The organism is Streptococcus peroris ATCC 700780 (genome assembly GCF_000187585.1).
GTDB classification, from domain to species: Bacteria; Bacillota; Bacilli; order Lactobacillales; family Streptococcaceae; genus Streptococcus; species Streptococcus peroris.
On record NZ_GL732463.1, the window covers coordinates 955,270 to 971,517 of the forward strand.

The 16,248-nt window shown below is 39.3% G+C and carries 13 protein-coding genes; 2 read left to right on the top strand and 11 right to left on the bottom strand.

Annotated features, from left to right (window positions below):
* Positions 1-2: 2 nt before the first annotated feature.
* The 7 genes from HMPREF9180_RS06670 to HMPREF9180_RS06705 all read right to left on the bottom strand — a co-directional run bounded on the left by HMPREF9180_RS06670 (position 3) and on the right by HMPREF9180_RS06705 (position 9,204).
* Positions 3-1,025 carry a branched-chain amino acid aminotransferase gene (locus HMPREF9180_RS06670; RefSeq protein WP_006145749.1) on the bottom strand — a complete coding sequence of 341 codons (1,023 nt, stop codon included), beginning with the start codon at positions 1,023-1,025 and terminating at the stop codon, positions 3-5.
* A 134-nt stretch (positions 1,026-1,159) separates the two neighbouring features.
* The gene (gene parC / locus HMPREF9180_RS06675; protein WP_006145750.1) at positions 1,160-3,631 is read right to left on the bottom strand and encodes a DNA topoisomerase IV subunit A; all 2,472 of its coding nucleotides are present in this window, start codon (positions 3,629-3,631) and stop codon (positions 1,160-1,162) included.
* Between the two features lie 804 nt (positions 3,632-4,435).
* Positions 4,436-4,924, bottom strand: a complete 489-nt coding sequence (locus HMPREF9180_RS06685) for a hypothetical protein (RefSeq protein ID WP_006145752.1) — start codon at positions 4,922-4,924, stop codon at positions 4,436-4,438.
* Between the two features lie 50 nt (positions 4,925-4,974).
* Positions 4,975-6,918, bottom strand: coding sequence for a DNA topoisomerase IV subunit B (gene parE, locus HMPREF9180_RS06690; protein WP_006145753.1), 1,944 nt, complete (start codon positions 6,916-6,918; stop codon positions 4,975-4,977).
* 152 nt (positions 6,919-7,070) lie between these two features.
* Positions 7,071-7,913, bottom strand: coding sequence for an amino acid ABC transporter substrate-binding protein (locus tag HMPREF9180_RS06695; protein WP_006145755.1), 843 nt, complete (start codon positions 7,911-7,913; stop codon positions 7,071-7,073).
* 9 nt (positions 7,914-7,922) lie between these two features.
* On the bottom strand, positions 7,923-8,552 hold the full coding sequence (locus HMPREF9180_RS06700; protein ID WP_006145758.1) for an amino acid ABC transporter ATP-binding protein: 630 nt from the start codon (positions 8,550-8,552) through the stop codon (positions 7,923-7,925).
* A 10-nt stretch (positions 8,553-8,562) separates the two neighbouring features.
* Positions 8,563-9,204 carry an amino acid ABC transporter permease gene (locus HMPREF9180_RS06705; protein ID WP_025168700.1) on the bottom strand — a complete coding sequence of 214 codons (642 nt, stop codon included), beginning with the start codon at positions 9,202-9,204 and terminating at the stop codon, positions 8,563-8,565.
* Positions 9,205-9,410: 206 nt separating this feature from the next.
* Between HMPREF9180_RS06705 and plsY the strand changes: the two genes are divergently transcribed.
* A complete protein-coding gene (gene plsY / locus HMPREF9180_RS06710; RefSeq protein ID WP_006145760.1) occupies positions 9,411-10,052 on the top strand; it encodes a glycerol-3-phosphate 1-O-acyltransferase PlsY in 642 nt (213 codons plus the stop codon).
* Between the two features lie 52 nt (positions 10,053-10,104).
* Complete coding sequence (locus tag HMPREF9180_RS06715) at positions 10,105-11,373, top strand: MFS transporter (protein ID WP_006145761.1); 1,269 nt, start codon at positions 10,105-10,107, stop codon at positions 11,371-11,373.
* Between the two features lie 110 nt (positions 11,374-11,483).
* Here the strand turns inward: HMPREF9180_RS06715 and HMPREF9180_RS06720 are convergent, their stop codons facing one another.
* From HMPREF9180_RS06720 to HMPREF9180_RS06735, 4 genes are all read right to left on the bottom strand, one after another.
* A complete protein-coding gene (locus HMPREF9180_RS06720; protein ID WP_006145762.1) occupies positions 11,484-12,440 on the bottom strand; it encodes an ABC transporter permease in 957 nt (318 codons plus the stop codon).
* A gap of 2 nt (positions 12,441-12,442) precedes the next feature.
* Complete coding sequence (locus HMPREF9180_RS06725) at positions 12,443-13,501, bottom strand: ABC transporter permease (RefSeq protein ID WP_006145763.1); 1,059 nt, start codon at positions 13,499-13,501, stop codon at positions 12,443-12,445.
* Entirely contained in the window at positions 13,501-15,030 is a 1,530-nt protein-coding gene (locus tag HMPREF9180_RS06730; protein WP_006145764.1) for an ABC transporter ATP-binding protein, read from the bottom strand. Before HMPREF9180_RS06730 ends, HMPREF9180_RS06725 begins: the two co-directional genes overlap by 1 nt.
* Positions 15,031-15,170: 140 nt before the next feature.
* Positions 15,171-16,226 carry a BMP family lipoprotein gene (locus HMPREF9180_RS06735; RefSeq protein ID WP_006145765.1) on the bottom strand — a complete coding sequence of 352 codons (1,056 nt, stop codon included), beginning with the start codon at positions 16,224-16,226 and terminating at the stop codon, positions 15,171-15,173.
* Positions 16,227-16,248: the final 22 nt, after the last annotated feature.

Here is a 16,248-nt window from a genome sequence, read left to right on the forward strand (position 1 = left end):
TCTTAATCTACTTTTACAATCCAACCTTCAGGTGCTTCTATATCACCAAATTGGATACCGGTTAATTCATCGTAGAGTTTACGAGTGACTGGTCCAACCTCTGTCTCACTGTAGAAAACATGGAAAGCATCACCGTGTTGGATTCCTCCAATTGGTGAGATCACTGCTGCTGTACCACATGCGCCTGCTTCTACAAAACGATCCAAGTTATCAATTGGAACATCTCCCTCGATTGGAGTCAATCCTAAGCGACGTTCCGCAAGATACAAGAGGGAATATTTAGTGATAGAAGGCAGGATAGATGGACTAAGTGGTGTTACAAATTCATTATCTGCAGTAATTCCGAAAAAGTTTGCGGAACCTACTTCTTCAATCTTGGTATGTGTAGACGGATCTAAATAGATTACATCTGAGAAGTGACGGGATTTGGCAATCTTACCTGGCAAGAGACTAGCTGCATAGTTCCCACCGACCTTGGCTGCTCCTGTTCCGTGTGGTGCAGCTCGGTCATACTCATCTTGAATCAAGAAATTAGTTGGGACTAATCCACCTTTAAAGTAATTTCCAACAGGCATCGCAAAGACCGTGAAGATATATTCTTCAGCTGGTTTCACGCCGATAATATCACCAACACCAAGCAAGAGTGGGCGAAGGTAGAGGGTTCCACCTGTACCATATGGTGGCACATACTCTTCATTGGCACGAACCACAGCTTTACATGCGTCGATAAACATAGCAGTTGGCACTTGAGGCATCAAGAGACGATCACAGGTGCGTTGCAGACGTTTTGCATTTTCATCTGGACGGAAGAGTTGAATACTACCATCTTTGGTACGATAGGCTTTCAATCCTTCAAATGCTTGCTGACCATAGTGAAGACTTGGAGATGACTCTGAAATATGGAGAGTTGCATCTTCTGTTAGTTCTCCTTCATTCCACTTACCATTTTGGTAATGTGCGATATAACGATATGGTAATTTCATATAGGAAAAACCAAGGTTTTCCCAATCAATAGTAACTGTCATGTGTATCTCCTTTATTCTATTCAAACTATGTGTTCTATTCTACACTATTCTCCCAAAAATTCAAGCATTATTTGTAATTTTCTGAAAATTTTATCGATAAGAAATCAGCCCTTACGGCTGACTTCTAATGTTATTTATTTTTCATCCCTTAAAACTTCTTTGAGATAGGCGTCAAATACCTCTTCGTCTGAAATTGTTTCAGAAATGAAACTACCGTTGCTTGTACGCTCTGATAAATTCAAATCTTGTAAGATGGTTTCGTAAATTATTCCTTTATTGGACTGAACAACTAGAGTCTGGTCACCATCTTCTACTTCTGTACTAAAGAGATCTCCAATGAAACCTTGCTCTGAAACCGTACCAGCCAAGAAGACGCGATGAGGTTTGTTCTTTAATTCTCTCAGAACTTGAAGACCACGTTTAGCACGGCTGGTAGCTGGGATTTCCTCTGTTGATACACGTTTCAAGCTTCCACGTTGCGTTAAAAGATAGAAGGATGAAGTATTGCAGATAAAGGCAACTTGAATCTCGTCATCTGCTTTCAAGTTCATAGCTTTAACCCCTGCAGCCTTAGCTCCTACAACTGGAACCTCCTCGATGTTGAAACGCAAAGCGTAGCCGTTTTTACTGATTAATAGAACATCATCCAATTTGATAGGCGCTACTGCAACAATCTGATCGCTATCGTCTTTTAGCTTAGCGTACTTAACAGATTTAGACTTATAGGTCCGCCACGGAGTGAATTCTTTGCGTTCGACACGCTTAATCTGCCCAAGGCGAGTCGCTGCAAAGTAGGTCGTTGCATCATCAAACTGATCCACAACTTCTGCATAAAGGATTTCTTCATTGGTTTCAAAGTTGGTAATGGTCTGACTCAAGTGCTCCCCAATATCCTTCCAACGAATATCTGCTAGTTCATGGATAGGTCGATAAATAACATTTCCAAGAGTCGTAAACATCAGCAAGTGCTGAGTTGTTTTGGCTACTTGTGTAAAAATGAGTCGATCATCTTCTCGCTTACCGATTTCTTCTAAGGTTGAAGCCGCAAAAGAACGAGGGCTAGTACGTTTGATATAACCCGCCTTGGTTACACTCACATAGGTTTCTTCTTCCGCAATGAGACTTACAGTATCAATCTCAATAACCTTAGCAGTATCTTCTAAAGAGCTGAGTCGTGGAGTTGCAAATTTCTTTTTGACCTCACGGAGTTCTTTTTTCATGAGATTATACAAGGTACGTTCATCACCAATGACAGCTGCAAGCATAGCAATTTTTTCGCGAAGTTCTGCTTCTTCTTCTTGCAAAACAACCACATCTGTATTTGTCAAACGGTACAGTTGCAAGGTAACGATGGCTTCTGCCTGTTCCTCAGTAAATTCATAGCTAACTTTGAGGTTTTCCTTGGCATCAGCCTTGTTCTCAGAAGCACGGATAAGAGCAATGACTTCATCTAAAATAGAGATGACACGAATCAAACCTTCCACGATATGGAGACGTTTTTCGGCCTTTTCCTTGTCAAAACGAGAACGTGCCAAGATAACTTCACGACGGTGGGCAATATAGCTAGATAAGATAGGCACAATTCCAACCTGACGAGGGGTGAAATTGTCAATCGCAACCATGTTGAAGTTGTAGTTGATTTGCAAGTCAGTATACTTGAAAAGATAGTTGAGAACAAGCTCTGTGTTCGCATCTTTCTTGAGTTCGATAGCAATACGAAGACCGTCACGGTCGGATTCATCACGAACCTCAGCGATACCTGCTACCTTATTATTGACACGAACTTCATCAATTTTCTTGACTAAGTTAGCCTTATTAATCTCATAAGGAATCTCAGTGATAACGATTTGTTCCTTACCACCTTTTAACTTCTCAATTTCAGTCTTGGAACGAACAACCACGCGCCCCTTACCAGTTTCATAGGCCTTTTTGATCTCGTCACGACCTTGGATGATAGCTCCTGTAGGAAAGTCTGGCCCAGGCAAGAATTCCATGAGCTTTTCAACCTTAGCAGTTGGGTGATCAATCATGTAGACTGTCGCATCGATAACTTCAGCCAAATTATGCGGTGGAATATCTGTGGCATAACCAGCTGAAATACCTGTTGAACCATTGACTAGAAGGTTTGGAAAGGCTGCTGGTAAGACAGTTGGCTCTTTCTCGGTATCGTCAAAGTTCCAAGCAAAGGGAACTGTCTTTTTATCGATATCCTGAAGAAGATAACCAGCAATCTCTGATAAACGAGCTTCCGTATAACGCATAGCTGCTGGTGGATCGCCGTCCATAGAACCATTATTCCCGTGCATTTCAACTAGAATCTCACGGTTTTTCCAATCCTGAGACATACGGACCATGGCATCATAGATAGAAGAATCCCCATGTGGATGGAAATTCCCCATGATATTCCCGACTGACTTAGCCGACTTACGGTAGCTCTTGTCAAAAGTATTGCCATCCTTATTCATCGAATAAAGAATACGGCGCTGAACCGGCTTTAATCCATCACGAATATCTGGCAAAGCACGGTCTTGAATAATGTACTTGGAGTAGCGACCAAAGCGCTCTCCCATGATGTCCTCCAAGGACATATTTTGGATATTACTCATATAGGATACAAAGCCCGTGAAATACAAAGTGAAAATAGGAAATTCTTGCAGTGAGCGATGCTCACAAGAGAATTTATCTTTTTCACACAGTATTTAGGGCGTGTTCAACTCCTTTCAAAGAATGTAGAGTAGTTTTTATAGAAAAGGATTTCAGTTACTTTATCTAACCAAACTATCCTCTCTGTAGTTTAAAGTTTTGAATTGTGTTCTTTATTTTCTTAGTGATTTAGAAGTTTTTCCTCAGCATACTCAATCATCTTCTCGACTGTTTCTTTCTCGTAGTCAAAGCCCATCTTTTGAGACTGAGTTAGGTATAGCTGTCCCTTCTTTTCTGGAGAAGTTTTCGAACTCTTTTTCTTTCAAGCATCCAAAGTAGGAATTGAATTCCCGAAAAAAGGCCTTGCAAAAAAATAAGTATATAAATTTCTTTCGTTTCTCTAAATAATACAAAAATATTTACAATTGAGAGGAGAAATATAATCGTTACGTTGCATATTAATATCCAAGCAAACTTACTAGGAAAGTACTTGATGTGTTTGATACTTTTATAAAGAGTAGTAATCGCATAAGTTAAACTTAAAGGTATATGGGTTAGTATGTAGAATATCTGTAAAAATACTTCTAAGTAGGGTTCGTCTATAGACGGATTAAATAATACGAACACACCAATATTACACGCCATAAATACTAAGGAACTTAATGAGTTTGAATAGTCTATTTCCTCTCTATTGGAGATTGCATCAAGAATTATACCAGCGATAACAATGATCTCGAAAAAGAAAAATATCATTATTAAAGGACTGTTCACTGTTCAACCTCCTTTAGCTTCTGAACTCTTTTTCTTTCAAGCTCTCCGACTATGAATTGAAAGATAAAACTAATACCAAAAATTGGTAATAGCAAAACAATTCCCATTTCTTGCGTCAGCATTATAAATAGTAGGTTCATACCTGATAAGATTGCTATTAGCCAAGCATTTATTCTAAGAAGTTTTGAGTAACTACTAGAGTAATACTTGAGATGTTTAGTACTCTTATAAATAGCTGTAAAACTAAATGCTAAGCTAACTGATGTGAAAATATAAAAGTCAAAAACATAGAAGAGCAAACCTGCATAAGGATTAGACCTTAAAGGATTATCAAATAAAAAGACACAAGTTGTTACTATGGTTAATAGTAAAAATTCAAGATAGCGACTTTGCTCAGGTTTACCTTGTTTAGCAATCATATATGTAATCGCGCCTATAGCTAGGACTATCACAGGAAAAGGAGAATTAATTAATAAACTAATCATTATTTATACCTCTTTTAGAGAGCTAAAATTATTAATTACGGAACATATACTTAAAACACTGTTGCTTCTTCCAATGTAAACTTGACATTATCTTCAATCCATTTACGGCGTGGTTCAACCTTATCACCCATAAGGACATTGACGCGACGTTCTGCGCGTGCTAAGTCTTCGATCGTGACACGAATGAGAGTTCGAGTTTCTGGATTCATGGTTGTTTCCCAGAGTTGGTCCGCATTCATCTCACCGAGACCTTTGTAGCGTTGAAGAGTCGCACCTTTTCCAAATTGACTACGAAGTTTCTCCAACTCACCATCTGTCCAAGCGTAGGCCACTTCTTCTTTCTTTCCTTTGCCTTTGGACATCTTATAAAGAGGCGGAAGGGCGATATAGACGTGTCCTGCCTCGACAAGCGGACGCATATAACGATAAAAGAAGGTCAAAAGAAGGGTCTGGATATGGGCACCATCGGTATCGGCATCGGTCATGATAATAATCTTGTCATAGTTGGCATCTTCGAGAGAGAAATCTGCTCCAACTCCAGCACCTATCGTATAAATCATAGTGTTGATTTCCTCATTTTTGAGGATATCAGCCATCTTGGCCTTTGCTGTATTGATAACCTTACCACGAAGAGGCAAAATAGCCTGGAACTTGCGGTCACGTCCTTGCTTAGCAGAACCACCGGCAGAGTCCCCTTCGACTAGGTAGAGTTCGTTCTTAGCTGGATTTTTAGACTGGGCTGGCGTTAATTTACCTGAAAGCAAGCCCTTGTCTTTTTTATTTTTCTTACCATTACGGCTCTCATCACGCGCTTTTCGTGCTGCTTCACGGGCATCACGGGCTTTGATGGCCTTGCGAATAAGGTTAGAAGCTAGTTCTCCATTTTCCATGAGGAAGAAGGTTAACTTATCAGCTACAATCCCATCTACAACTGGACGAGCTAGTGGACTACCAAGTTTATCCTTAGTCTGTCCTTCAAACTGAAGGTGTTCTTCAGGAACGAGAATTGATAGAACAGCTGACAATCCTTCACGGTAATCAGACCCTTCAAGATTTTTATCTTTTTCCTTAAGAAGACCCGTCTTACGTGCATAGTCATTCATAACCTTGGTAATGGCTGACTTAAGTCCCGTCTCATGCGTCCCACCGTCCTTGGTACGAACGTTATTAACAAAGGACAAGATATTATCTGAAAATCCATCATTGTACTGGAGGGCTACTTCTACTTGAAAACCATTGTCTTCCCCTTCAAAGTAGAGAACTGGTGTCAAGGTTTCCTTGTCCTCGTTAAGATAAGAAACAAAATCTTGCACCCCATTCTCATAGTGAAACTCAATAGTCTCATCTGTTCGTTTGTCCATTAATGACAAGGTGACATTTTTTAAAAGAAAGGCTGACTCATTAAGACGCTCTGAAATGGTATGGTACTTGAAGTCTGTCGTAGAAAAAATGGTTGCATCCGGCATAAAGGTAACCTTGGTACCTGTTTTAGATTTTGGTGCTGTTCCTACCTTTTCAAGAGTTGTTACTGGCTTACCACCATTTTCAAAACGTTGCTTGTAGACTGCACCATCACGCGTAATTTCTACTTCAAGCCAACTAGAGAGGGCATTGACGACTGAAGATCCAACCCCATGGAGACCACCAGAGGTCTTGTAACCACCTTGACCAAATTTCCCGCCGGCATGAAGAACTGTAAAAATAACCTCAACAGTCGGAATTCCCATAGCGTGCATTCCCGTTGGCATTCCACGCCCATGGTCTTCTACGGTTAAACTACCATCTTTATTGATTGTCACATCAATGCGGTCACCAAATCCAGACAAAGCTTCATCGACTGCATTGTCGACGATTTCCCAGACTAGGTGATGGAGACCAGCACCATCGGTTGATCCGATATACATTCCTGGACGTTTTCGGACCGCATCCAACCCTTCTAGCACCTGAATGGCATCATCATTGTAGTTATTAATATTGATTTCCTTTTTTGACACAAGGAACCTCCTATTTGTTCATCTTTACTATTTTACAGGTTTTCTAACAATTTTGCAAAATTTTTTCTAATCGAATAAATCCACATTCTATGGAGTACTAGACCCCAAAAATTAGAAGACAGACTTACAAAAAAGAAACCAAGACATAGGCCTTAGTTTTCTTCTCCTTTAATTTGTTCTGTTGCAACATCTTCACCAAACCATTTCTGGCTGATTTCTTGAAATTTTCCTTCTTGATAGAGTTCCACAAAAGCTTTATTCAGATTTGCTAACAAAGTCTGATCAGCTGGTCTTACTCCAACTGCAAAAGATTCACTTTCAAAACCTGCTGGAAAGATTTCGTACTGTTCTAAAATCCCTTCTGTTTGCAAGTAATAATTAGCATAGACACGGTCAATCAGCAGTGCATCAATCCGATCATTTTGCAGGTCAATCAAGGCTTCGTTGAAACTTTGATATTGATTGGCCTTCTGATCTTTTACGATATTTTTTAAAAGTTCTGGTTGACCTTCAAAGTCCAAATAACCTGATGAACCTGCTTGGGCACCTAATACCTTATCTTTCATATCTGAAACTGACTGGATATTCTGAGACTTTTTAGAAACAATCACTTGCTGGTTTTGCATATAAGGAATCGTGAAAGCGACCTTTTCTCTTCGTTCATCCGTCGCAGAATAGCCATTCCAAATAGCATCAATGGTTCCATTTTGAAGTTCTGTTTCCTTCATATCCCAATCAATGGGCTGGAAATGAACCTTGATGCCGAGCTTTTCAGAAACTGCTTGCGCTAGGTCAATATCAAATCCAACATATTGCCCATTTTTCTCTTCAAATCCCATAGGAACAAAGGTATTATCAAAACCGATAGTGATGGAATATTGTTGTTTATACTTGTTCCAATTATCTACTTTAGGATTACTAGCCTTTTGGGTACATCCCACGAGGAAAAGACCCAGTAGAAATACCAAAAAAAGATTGATCTTTTTTAGAATCATAGACACCTCCTATTTTGGATCCACTTTGAGAATTTGATCAGCAATATTTTCTGCAAACTGGAGATCGTGGGTTACGACAATCTGAGTCATGCCCAATTCTCGATTTTGTAGAATCAATTTTTCTACTTCCAATCGTAACTCTGGATCTAGTGCTGAGGTTGGTTCATCATAACCAATCACTTCTGGATCAATCATCATAGCACGCGCTAGGGCAACACGTTGCTTTTGACCTCCAGACAAGGAGTAAGGATAGGCATCCGCATGAGCTTCAAGTCCTAAACGTACTAACAAGTCCCTAGCCTTCTTTTTTGCATCTGCTTCTTCCATTCCCATGGTTTTAACAGGTGACAAAATTAAATTTTCCATAACGGATAAGTGAGGAAATAGCTGAAAATCTTGAAAAACAAAGCCCAACAAGTTTCGCTTTTCAAGTTCATCTAAGGGAAGGGATTCCCCATCGTAAAAAATTTCACCGGAATCAATCGTTTCAAGACCAGCTAACATTCGTAGAAGTGTCGTTTTTCCACCACCAGAAGGACCAACAATTGCTAAAATCTGCTTTTCCGGAATGGTTAAATTAAAATTGGACAGAATTTGCTTATTTCCAAATCTTTTGCTGATATTTCTTAATTCTAACATAGTTAACCTCCTATCTATAGTAGCTGAACTTCTTCTCAAGTTTCTTAGCTACGATCGTAACGATACCAATCATAAGAAGATAGATAGCGCCTGCTAGAAACATTGGAATCAAGCTAGCATCACGATTAGCGGCAGTTCGACTGGCTAGGATCAAGTCAGAAACTCCCAAAGCATAAACCAGAGATGTATCCTTAACCAAGCTCATAATTTCGTTAAAGACACTTGGCAAAACAATCTTAGTCACCTGAGGTAAAATGATATAACGAACTGTGGCAAGTGGTGTAAATTTTAAAACCTTAGCTGCCTCATATTGTCCTTGCGGAATGGTTGCAATACCACCACGGAATATTTCTGCAAAGTAGGCTGCATAATTAAGCGTAAACGCAATGATCGCAGCTGGGACACGATCAAAACGTATCCCGACATTTGGAAGCACATAATAAATAAAAATCAACTGTAAAAGCAAGGGTGTGCCACGCATCACCCAGATATAAACATCAATCATGTAATGGAGGAGTTTCCAATGAATTTGTAAACAAAAGGCAATCAAAATACCTAAAGGAATGGAAAACACTAAAACGAGTGCAAAAACCTGTAAAGTCATCGCCGCACCATTCAATAAACTTGGTAATATCTCAAGTAAATAAGACATACTGCACCTCCTAAAAATAATTGTTCCCATTATAGCATAAATAAACATATATTTAAAGCTTTTCTGAAACTTTCATGAATTTTTATAACTTTCTAAACCATTATAGAGTTTATAATAAACTTTTCTATTTGTACAAAGTATCCGATGTCACAAATCGAGATAATCTTCCTTTTCGTTTCTATCCTATTTCATGGTATAATAGAAACATGATGACAATAGTATTATTAATTTTAGCTTATTTATTAGGTTCAATTCCTTCAGGTTTGTGGATTGGACAAGCATTCTTTAATATTAATCTAAGAGAACACGGTTCCGGTAATACTGGGACCACTAATACCTTCAGAATTCTAGGGAAGAAAGCTGGTATGGCAACCTTTGCGATTGATTTCTTTAAAGGTACTTTAGCTACTTTACTTCCACTAATCTTTCATGTGCAGGGAGTTTCACCAATAGTCTTTGGGCTTTTAGCAGTCATTGGCCATACCTTCCCTATCTTTGCGAAATTCAAAGGTGGTAAGGCTGTTGCAACCAGTGCTGGAGTTATTTTTGGTTTTGCTCCGCTTTTTTGCCTTTACCTTGCAGTCATTTTCTTTGGAATCCTCTATCTGGGAAGTATGATTTCCCTCTCTAGTATTTCAGCTGCTATTGCTGCAATTATTGGCGTCCTTCTGTTTCCTCTCTTTGGATTTATTTTAACTAGTTATGACCTACTTTTCACTTTAATAATTATTGGTCTTGCAAGTCTAGTGATTGTACGACACAAAGATAACATCAAACGTATCCAAAATAAAACAGAAAATCTAATTCCTTGGGGACTAAATATAACACATCAAGAACCTAAAAAATGATTGAGAGAAAAAGTTTTTGAGAATCTTGCTTAGAGATTAAGGAAGGAATAGTATGCAACATAGTATTAGTGACCGTGAATCTAACCAGCAAATCATTAAAGATTTTATTAGTAACTTCATCGGTTCGCTGAGTGGTAAAGCATTCAATTTTGCTTTAGGTTTGATGTTACTGGACCAAACAAAATCTGCTATGAGTTTTGGGATAAATATGATTATTTATCCTTTAGTTAGTTTGATTTTCTTGGTACCAATTGGTAATATAGTAGATAAGTACCGCCATAAAAAGATTCTAACATTTAATTTCATTTTTCGGATGCTTATCTTTCTCTTCTTTTATGTCTTCTATTTTTTAACGGATTCATCTAGTATCTTGTATCTGGTGATTCCTTTCGTCGTACTACACTCTATCACAGTCAATATTAGTGACACTTGTTATTCAGCTTCTATTCATGAATTAGTCAATGACAGAAAAATTCAACGATTAAGTTCTGTTACACAGACTGCCATCGCTATTGCAACTATGCTTTCTCCAGCTATCGGAGTTATTTTTTATAGTTGGATTGGTTTTGCAGGTTTTATTCTTATCGAGATCCTTGCAAACTTTCTATCCTTAGGAGTTCTGCTCACTATGAAATTTTACTACGAGTATGAAGAGCCTGAAACGACGAACAAAAAACTGGAAAAACAACTGTATGGAGTTAAAGAAATTATTCACTTTTTAAAAGAAAATCAGATTGTTAAATACATCATTCTTGTGAGTGTCGTTCTTAACTTCTTCTATACCTCTATCAGTATTGGAGTCCCATTTGTAGTCAAAGAACAGCTCCTCTTAGATAATGCAACCATTGGAATCCTTGAGACCATGTCAGCAATTGGAATGCTGCTAGCTAGTATTTCCATGTCACTACTACCGGATAAAAAAGAAAACAAACTCCTCTCTAATAAAATCAGCTTCCCTCTATTTCTTCTAATCATTGCGATTATTGGTTTAGGAGTAACATTTTCAACAACCCAGTCTCAAATCTTTATTTCAACTCTTGGTGGTTTATTCATGGGAATCATCGCATTTACTCTGGTTATCTTAAATATTGTTGTCATGACCTACCTTCAAAGTACCATTGAAACTAAATTTTTAGGCAGAGTTATGAGTACCTTATTTACACTCAATACCTCTATTATGCCAATAGGGACACTTGTATTTACTTATTTATTCCAACAAGAAGTAAATGGTGGGGTCATCTTTATTGTTGGCGGTACTTGCCTTCTAATCTATACGATGTTCCTACTACCTCGCATTTTCAACCTTTTAAAAGCAAATTAAGCAAGTTCACAGTGATTAATAATTGTAAGTGAAAAAACTTTTTTGATATCTTTACGAGGTATAATTCTTGATAAAATAAAAACGTCAGATGAAACTGACGTTTTTTTATGTTATTTAGATTTGATATAGTTGATACCATCTGCCTTTGGAGCAACTGCTTTACCAAAGAAGGCTGCTAGTACGACAATGGTCAAAAGATATGGTGCAATTTGCAAGTAAACGGCTGGTACTCCTTGTAAGAATGGAAGTTGAGAACCGATAACTGCCAAACTTTGTGATAGCCCAAAGAAAAGACTTGAAAGCATAGCACCAACAGGATTCCATTTACCAAAGATCATGGCTGCAAGAGCGATAAATCCAGGACCGACAATAGTTGTAACGGAGAAGTTAACAGAGATTGATTGAGCGTAAATAGCTCCACCGATTCCTCCAAGGAAACCTGAAATCACAACTCCAAGATATCTCATCTTGTAGACATTGATTCCCAAAGTATCTGCTGCTTGTGGGTGTTCCCCAACTGAACGAAGACGAAGTCCAAAGCGAGTCTTAAAGAGGATAAACCATGCTAAGAATGAGAAGGCAATTGCTAAGTAACCAAGTAAACTTGTTGACTTGAAGAAGATATCTCCGATAACAGGGATATTAGCTAATACCGGGAAGTCAAAACGACCAAAAGTTTGCGTTAAGTTATCCGTTTGTCCCTTATTATAAAGCACCTTCACTAAGAAAACTGCCAAGGCTGGCGCCATCAAGTTAAGTACGGTACCACTGACAACATGGTCAGCACGGAAATGAACTGTAGCAACTGCGTGAATGAGTGAGAAGATAGCTCCGACTAATCCACCAACTAGAAGAGCTAACCAAGGAGTCGCTGCTCCTAAATCTTGTGCAAACTCAAGGTTAAAAACAACTCCAGAAAAGGCACCCATGACCATGATTCCTTCAAGACCAACATTAACAACTCCACCACGTTCAGAGAATACTCCTCCGATACTTGTGAAAACAAGTGGTGCTGAGTAAATCAACATAGAAGAAACCATAAGGGTTAACATTGTTGTAATCGACATCCTTATTTACCTCCTTTAAGTTGTTTTCTTGGTTTGACAAAGCGTTCGATAATGTAGTGAACGCTGACAAAGAAGATAATTGAGGCTGTAACGATACTTACAAGCTCAGATGGTACTTGTGCAGCATTCATACCAGGGGCCCCAACTTGAAGCACTCCGAACAAGAAGGCTGCAAATAAAATTCCAACTGGTGAGTTTGCCGCAAGTAGACTTACCGCCATACCGTTAAATCCGACTGCCAATGATGAGCCTTGTACGTAGACGTTTTGGAAAGTTCCAAGTCCTTCTACCACTCCACCAAGTCCTGCAAGGGCACCAGAAATAATCATTGATAGAATAATGGTACGTTTCGCTGAAATCCCTGCGTACTCAGATGCATTTGGATTGAGACCAACGGCACGGATTTCAAAACCGAGAGTTGTCTTCTTAAGCATAAACCAGATAACTGCAACTGCTATGATCGCAAAGAAAATCCCAATATTCATACGAGAGTTCCCTGTTAACTCAGCAAGCCAAGGTGTTTGATAAGTTGCGTTTGCACTTACTCGGATGGATGAGTCAGTACTTTGCATGATATCTTTGGGGAAAGAGTGGATAAAGGCATTACTTGTATAGAGAACAATGTAGTTCATCATGATGGTTACGATAACTTCAGATGTTCCGAGGTAGGCCCTTAAAATACCAGGAATGGCACCAACGATACCTCCAGCCACCAACGCAATAATAACTGTCGCAAGAATCAACAATGGGCGTGGTAAATCTGGATTTGAAAGAGCGAACCAGCCACTCATAACCCAGCCAGCGAGTGCTTGTCCTGGAAGACCAACGTTAAAGAAGCCAGCACGACTCGCAACTGCAAATCCAAGAGCAATCAAGACTAATGGACCCATGGCACGGAAAATTTCACCGATTCCACGAACACTACCAAAGGCTGTGTAGAACAACTCTTCATAACCCCAGATAGCATCGTAGCCAAAAATCCACATGACGATGGCTCCAAGCAAGATCCCAAGGATAACAGAAATCAAGGGAACCGAAATTTGTTGTAATTTTTTAGACATCACTCTTCTCCTTTTTCCAATTCACCACCAGCCATCAAGACACCAAGCTCTTGCTTGTTGGTTGTTTCTGGCGTAACAATCCCTTGAATTTTACCATCGTGGATAACAGCGATTCTATCTGATACATTTAGAATCTCATCTAGTTCAAAGCTGACTACAAGGACAGCTTTTCCATTATCACGTTCTTGAATCAAGCGTTTGTGAATGTACTCAATAGCACCGACGTCCAATCCACGAGTTGGTTGGCTGACGATGAGGAGATCAGGGTTTCGATCAATCTCCCGAGCAATGATTGCTTTTTGTTGATTTCCTCCAGAAAGGGCTTGAGCTGGAACAATCTCACTAGCGGCACGAACATCGAATTCTTGCATTAATTTTTTCGCATAGTCAATGATATTCGTATAATTTAAAATTCCCTTCTTGCTAAGAGGTTCTTTATAGTAGGTTTGAAGAGCGATATTTTCAGAAATCATCATTTCCAAAACCAAGCCATCACGGTGACGGTCTTCCGGAACGTGACCAACGCTCAGTTCAGTAATCTGACGCGGATGTAATCCTACAATGGATTGACCTTTCAACTCCACACTACCAGACTCAATCTTACGAAGTCCTGTGATAGCTTGGATCAATTCAGATTGACCATTTCCATCAATACCGGCAATTCCGACAATCTCACCAGCCCGAACATCGAGTGAAAGATTTTTAACAGCAGGAACGCCACGGTTTTCGTTTACTACTAAGTCTTTAATAGATAGGACAACTTCTTTTGGTTGTGCCACTTCTTTAGCAGTTTTGAAGGAAACAGAACGTCCCACCATCATTTCTGCCAGGTCAGCATTAGTTGCTCCAGCAATTTCAACTGTTTCGATGGATTTACCACGACGGATAACTGTAACACGGTCTGATACAGCACGGATTTCATCCAGTTTGTGGGTAATCAAGATAATGGATTTACCTTCTTTGACCAAGTTCTTCATGATAGCCATTAACTCATCGATTTCTGATGGCGTTAAAACGGCAGTTGGTTCGTCAAAGATAAGGATATCAGCTCCACGATAAAGTGTTTTCAGAATTTCCACACGTTGTTGAGCCCCGACAGAGATATCTGCTACTTTAGCAGAAGGATCTACCGCTAAACCATAACGTTCAGATAATTCGTTGATTTCTCGTGTTGCGCGAGCAATATCTAACACACCATTTTTGGTTAATTCACTTCCCAAAATGATATTTTCAGCAACTGTGAAAGCCTCTACCAACATAAAGTGTTGGTGAACCATTCCTATTCCTAGACTAGCAGCCTTTGATGGTGAGTCTAGTTTAACAACTTGACCGTTGACCACAATTTCACCACTAGTTGGTTCTAGAAGCCCTGCTAGCATGTTCATAAGAGTGGACTTCCCAGCTCCATTTTCTCCTAAAAGTGCATGAATTTCACCTTTACGAAGTTCAAGGTTAATTTTGTCATTAGCAACAAATTCGCCAAAAATCTTGGTAATTTCATGCATCTCAATGACATTTTCGTGTGCCATATGCTCTCCCTTTCAGAGTTTTATTTTGTTTCAATAAAACCTACTAAAGAAACTTAGCAAGCTCTATTGAGACAAAACAATGTGTCTCAATTCTTAAAGAAGCGGCCCAAGACCGCTTCCTAAGAAATGATTTCCTTCAATTATTTTTCAGGAACTTTTACGCTTCCATCAAGGATTTTAGCTTTTGCATCTTCAACAGCCTTTTTACCTTCTTCTGAAAGATTAGTTGTTACTAGGTCAACCCCTTTATCTTTCAATGAGTAGACAATTATTTGTCCGCCAGGGAATTCACCTTTTTCAGTTTTGTTTGCGATATCTTGAACAGTTGTTCCAACTTGTTTCAAAGTAGAAGCAAGTACGAAGTTAGCTTCTTTACCGTCTTTAGAAGTGTATTTACCTTCTTCAACTTGGTCACGGTCTACACCGATAACCCAAACTTTTTCGCTTTCATTTTTGCTTTCATTCAAAGATTTAGCTTCTGAGAAGACACCTGCACCAGTACCACCAGCTGCTTGATAGACAACGTCTGCTCCTGCAGCGTATTGAGCTGCAGCAATTGTTTTACCTTTAGCGGCATCACCAAATGAACCGGCGTAGTCTACTTGGACTTTGATAGATGGGTCAACTGATTCAACACCAGCTTTGAAACCAGCTGCGAAACGAGAAATAACTTCAGATTCCATACCACCTACAAAACCAACTTGTTTTGTTTTAGTAGTTTTAGCTGCTGCTACACCTGCAAGGTAAGCTGCTTCGTTGTCAGCAAATGTTACGCTCGCTACGTTCTTTTGATCTTTGATTACATCATCAATCAAAACATAGTTTTTGTCTGAATGTTCTTTTGCCGCTTCTTCAACCGCATTGTGAAGGGCAAAACCAACACCGAAGATCAAGTTATAGCTTCCTGCTGCTTGGTTCAAGTTGTTAGCGTAGTCAGCTTCACTTGTTGATTGGAAGTAAGTGAATCCTTTATCTTTTGAAAGATTGTGTTCTTTACCCCAAGCTTGAAGACCTTCCCAAGCTGATTGGTTGAATGATTTGTCATCAACACCACCAGTGTCTGTTACGATAGCTGCTTTAGTCTTCAAATCAGAAGATGAAGAAGCTGCGTTACGAGAAGAGCGATTACCACATGCAGCAAGTCCAAATGCTGCTACTGCAACTAGACCAAGGCCTAGCCATTGTTTCTTGTTCATTACTGAACCTCCTAAATAAGAT

Excerpts from the sequence above, each read along its gene's own strand:
- HMPREF9180_RS06670 (WP_006145749.1), bottom strand. The coding sequence starts at position 1,025 with ATGACAGTTACTATTGATTGGGAAAACCTTGGTTTTTCCTATATGAAA.
- parC (WP_006145750.1), bottom strand. The coding sequence starts at position 3,631 with ATGAGTAATATCCAAAATATGTCCTTGGAGGACATCATGGGAGAGCGC.
- HMPREF9180_RS06730 (WP_006145764.1), bottom strand. The coding sequence starts at position 15,030 with ATGGCACACGAAAATGTCATTGAGATGCATGAAATTACCAAGATTTTT.
- HMPREF9180_RS06725 (WP_006145763.1), bottom strand. The coding sequence starts at position 13,501 with ATGTCTAAAAAATTACAACAAATTTCGGTTCCCTTGATTTCTGTTATC.
- HMPREF9180_RS06685 (WP_006145752.1), bottom strand. The coding sequence starts at position 4,924 with ATGATTAGTTTATTAATTAATTCTCCTTTTCCTGTGATAGTCCTAGCT.
- HMPREF9180_RS06700 (WP_006145758.1), bottom strand. The coding sequence starts at position 8,552 with ATGTTAGAATTAAGAAATATCAGCAAAAGATTTGGAAATAAGCAAATT.
- HMPREF9180_RS06705 (WP_025168700.1), bottom strand. The coding sequence starts at position 9,204 with ATGTCTTATTTACTTGAGATATTACCAAGTTTATTGAATGGTGCGGCG.
- plsY (WP_006145760.1), top strand. The coding sequence starts at position 9,411 with ATGATGACAATAGTATTATTAATTTTAGCTTATTTATTAGGTTCAATT.
- HMPREF9180_RS06735 (WP_006145765.1), bottom strand. The coding sequence starts at position 16,226 with ATGAACAAGAAACAATGGCTAGGCCTTGGTCTAGTTGCAGTAGCAGCA.
- HMPREF9180_RS06720 (WP_006145762.1), bottom strand. The coding sequence starts at position 12,440 with ATGTCGATTACAACAATGTTAACCCTTATGGTTTCTTCTATGTTGATT.
- HMPREF9180_RS06715 (WP_006145761.1), top strand. The coding sequence starts at position 10,105 with ATGCAACATAGTATTAGTGACCGTGAATCTAACCAGCAAATCATTAAA.
- HMPREF9180_RS06695 (WP_006145755.1), bottom strand. The coding sequence starts at position 7,913 with ATGATTCTAAAAAAGATCAATCTTTTTTTGGTATTTCTACTGGGTCTT.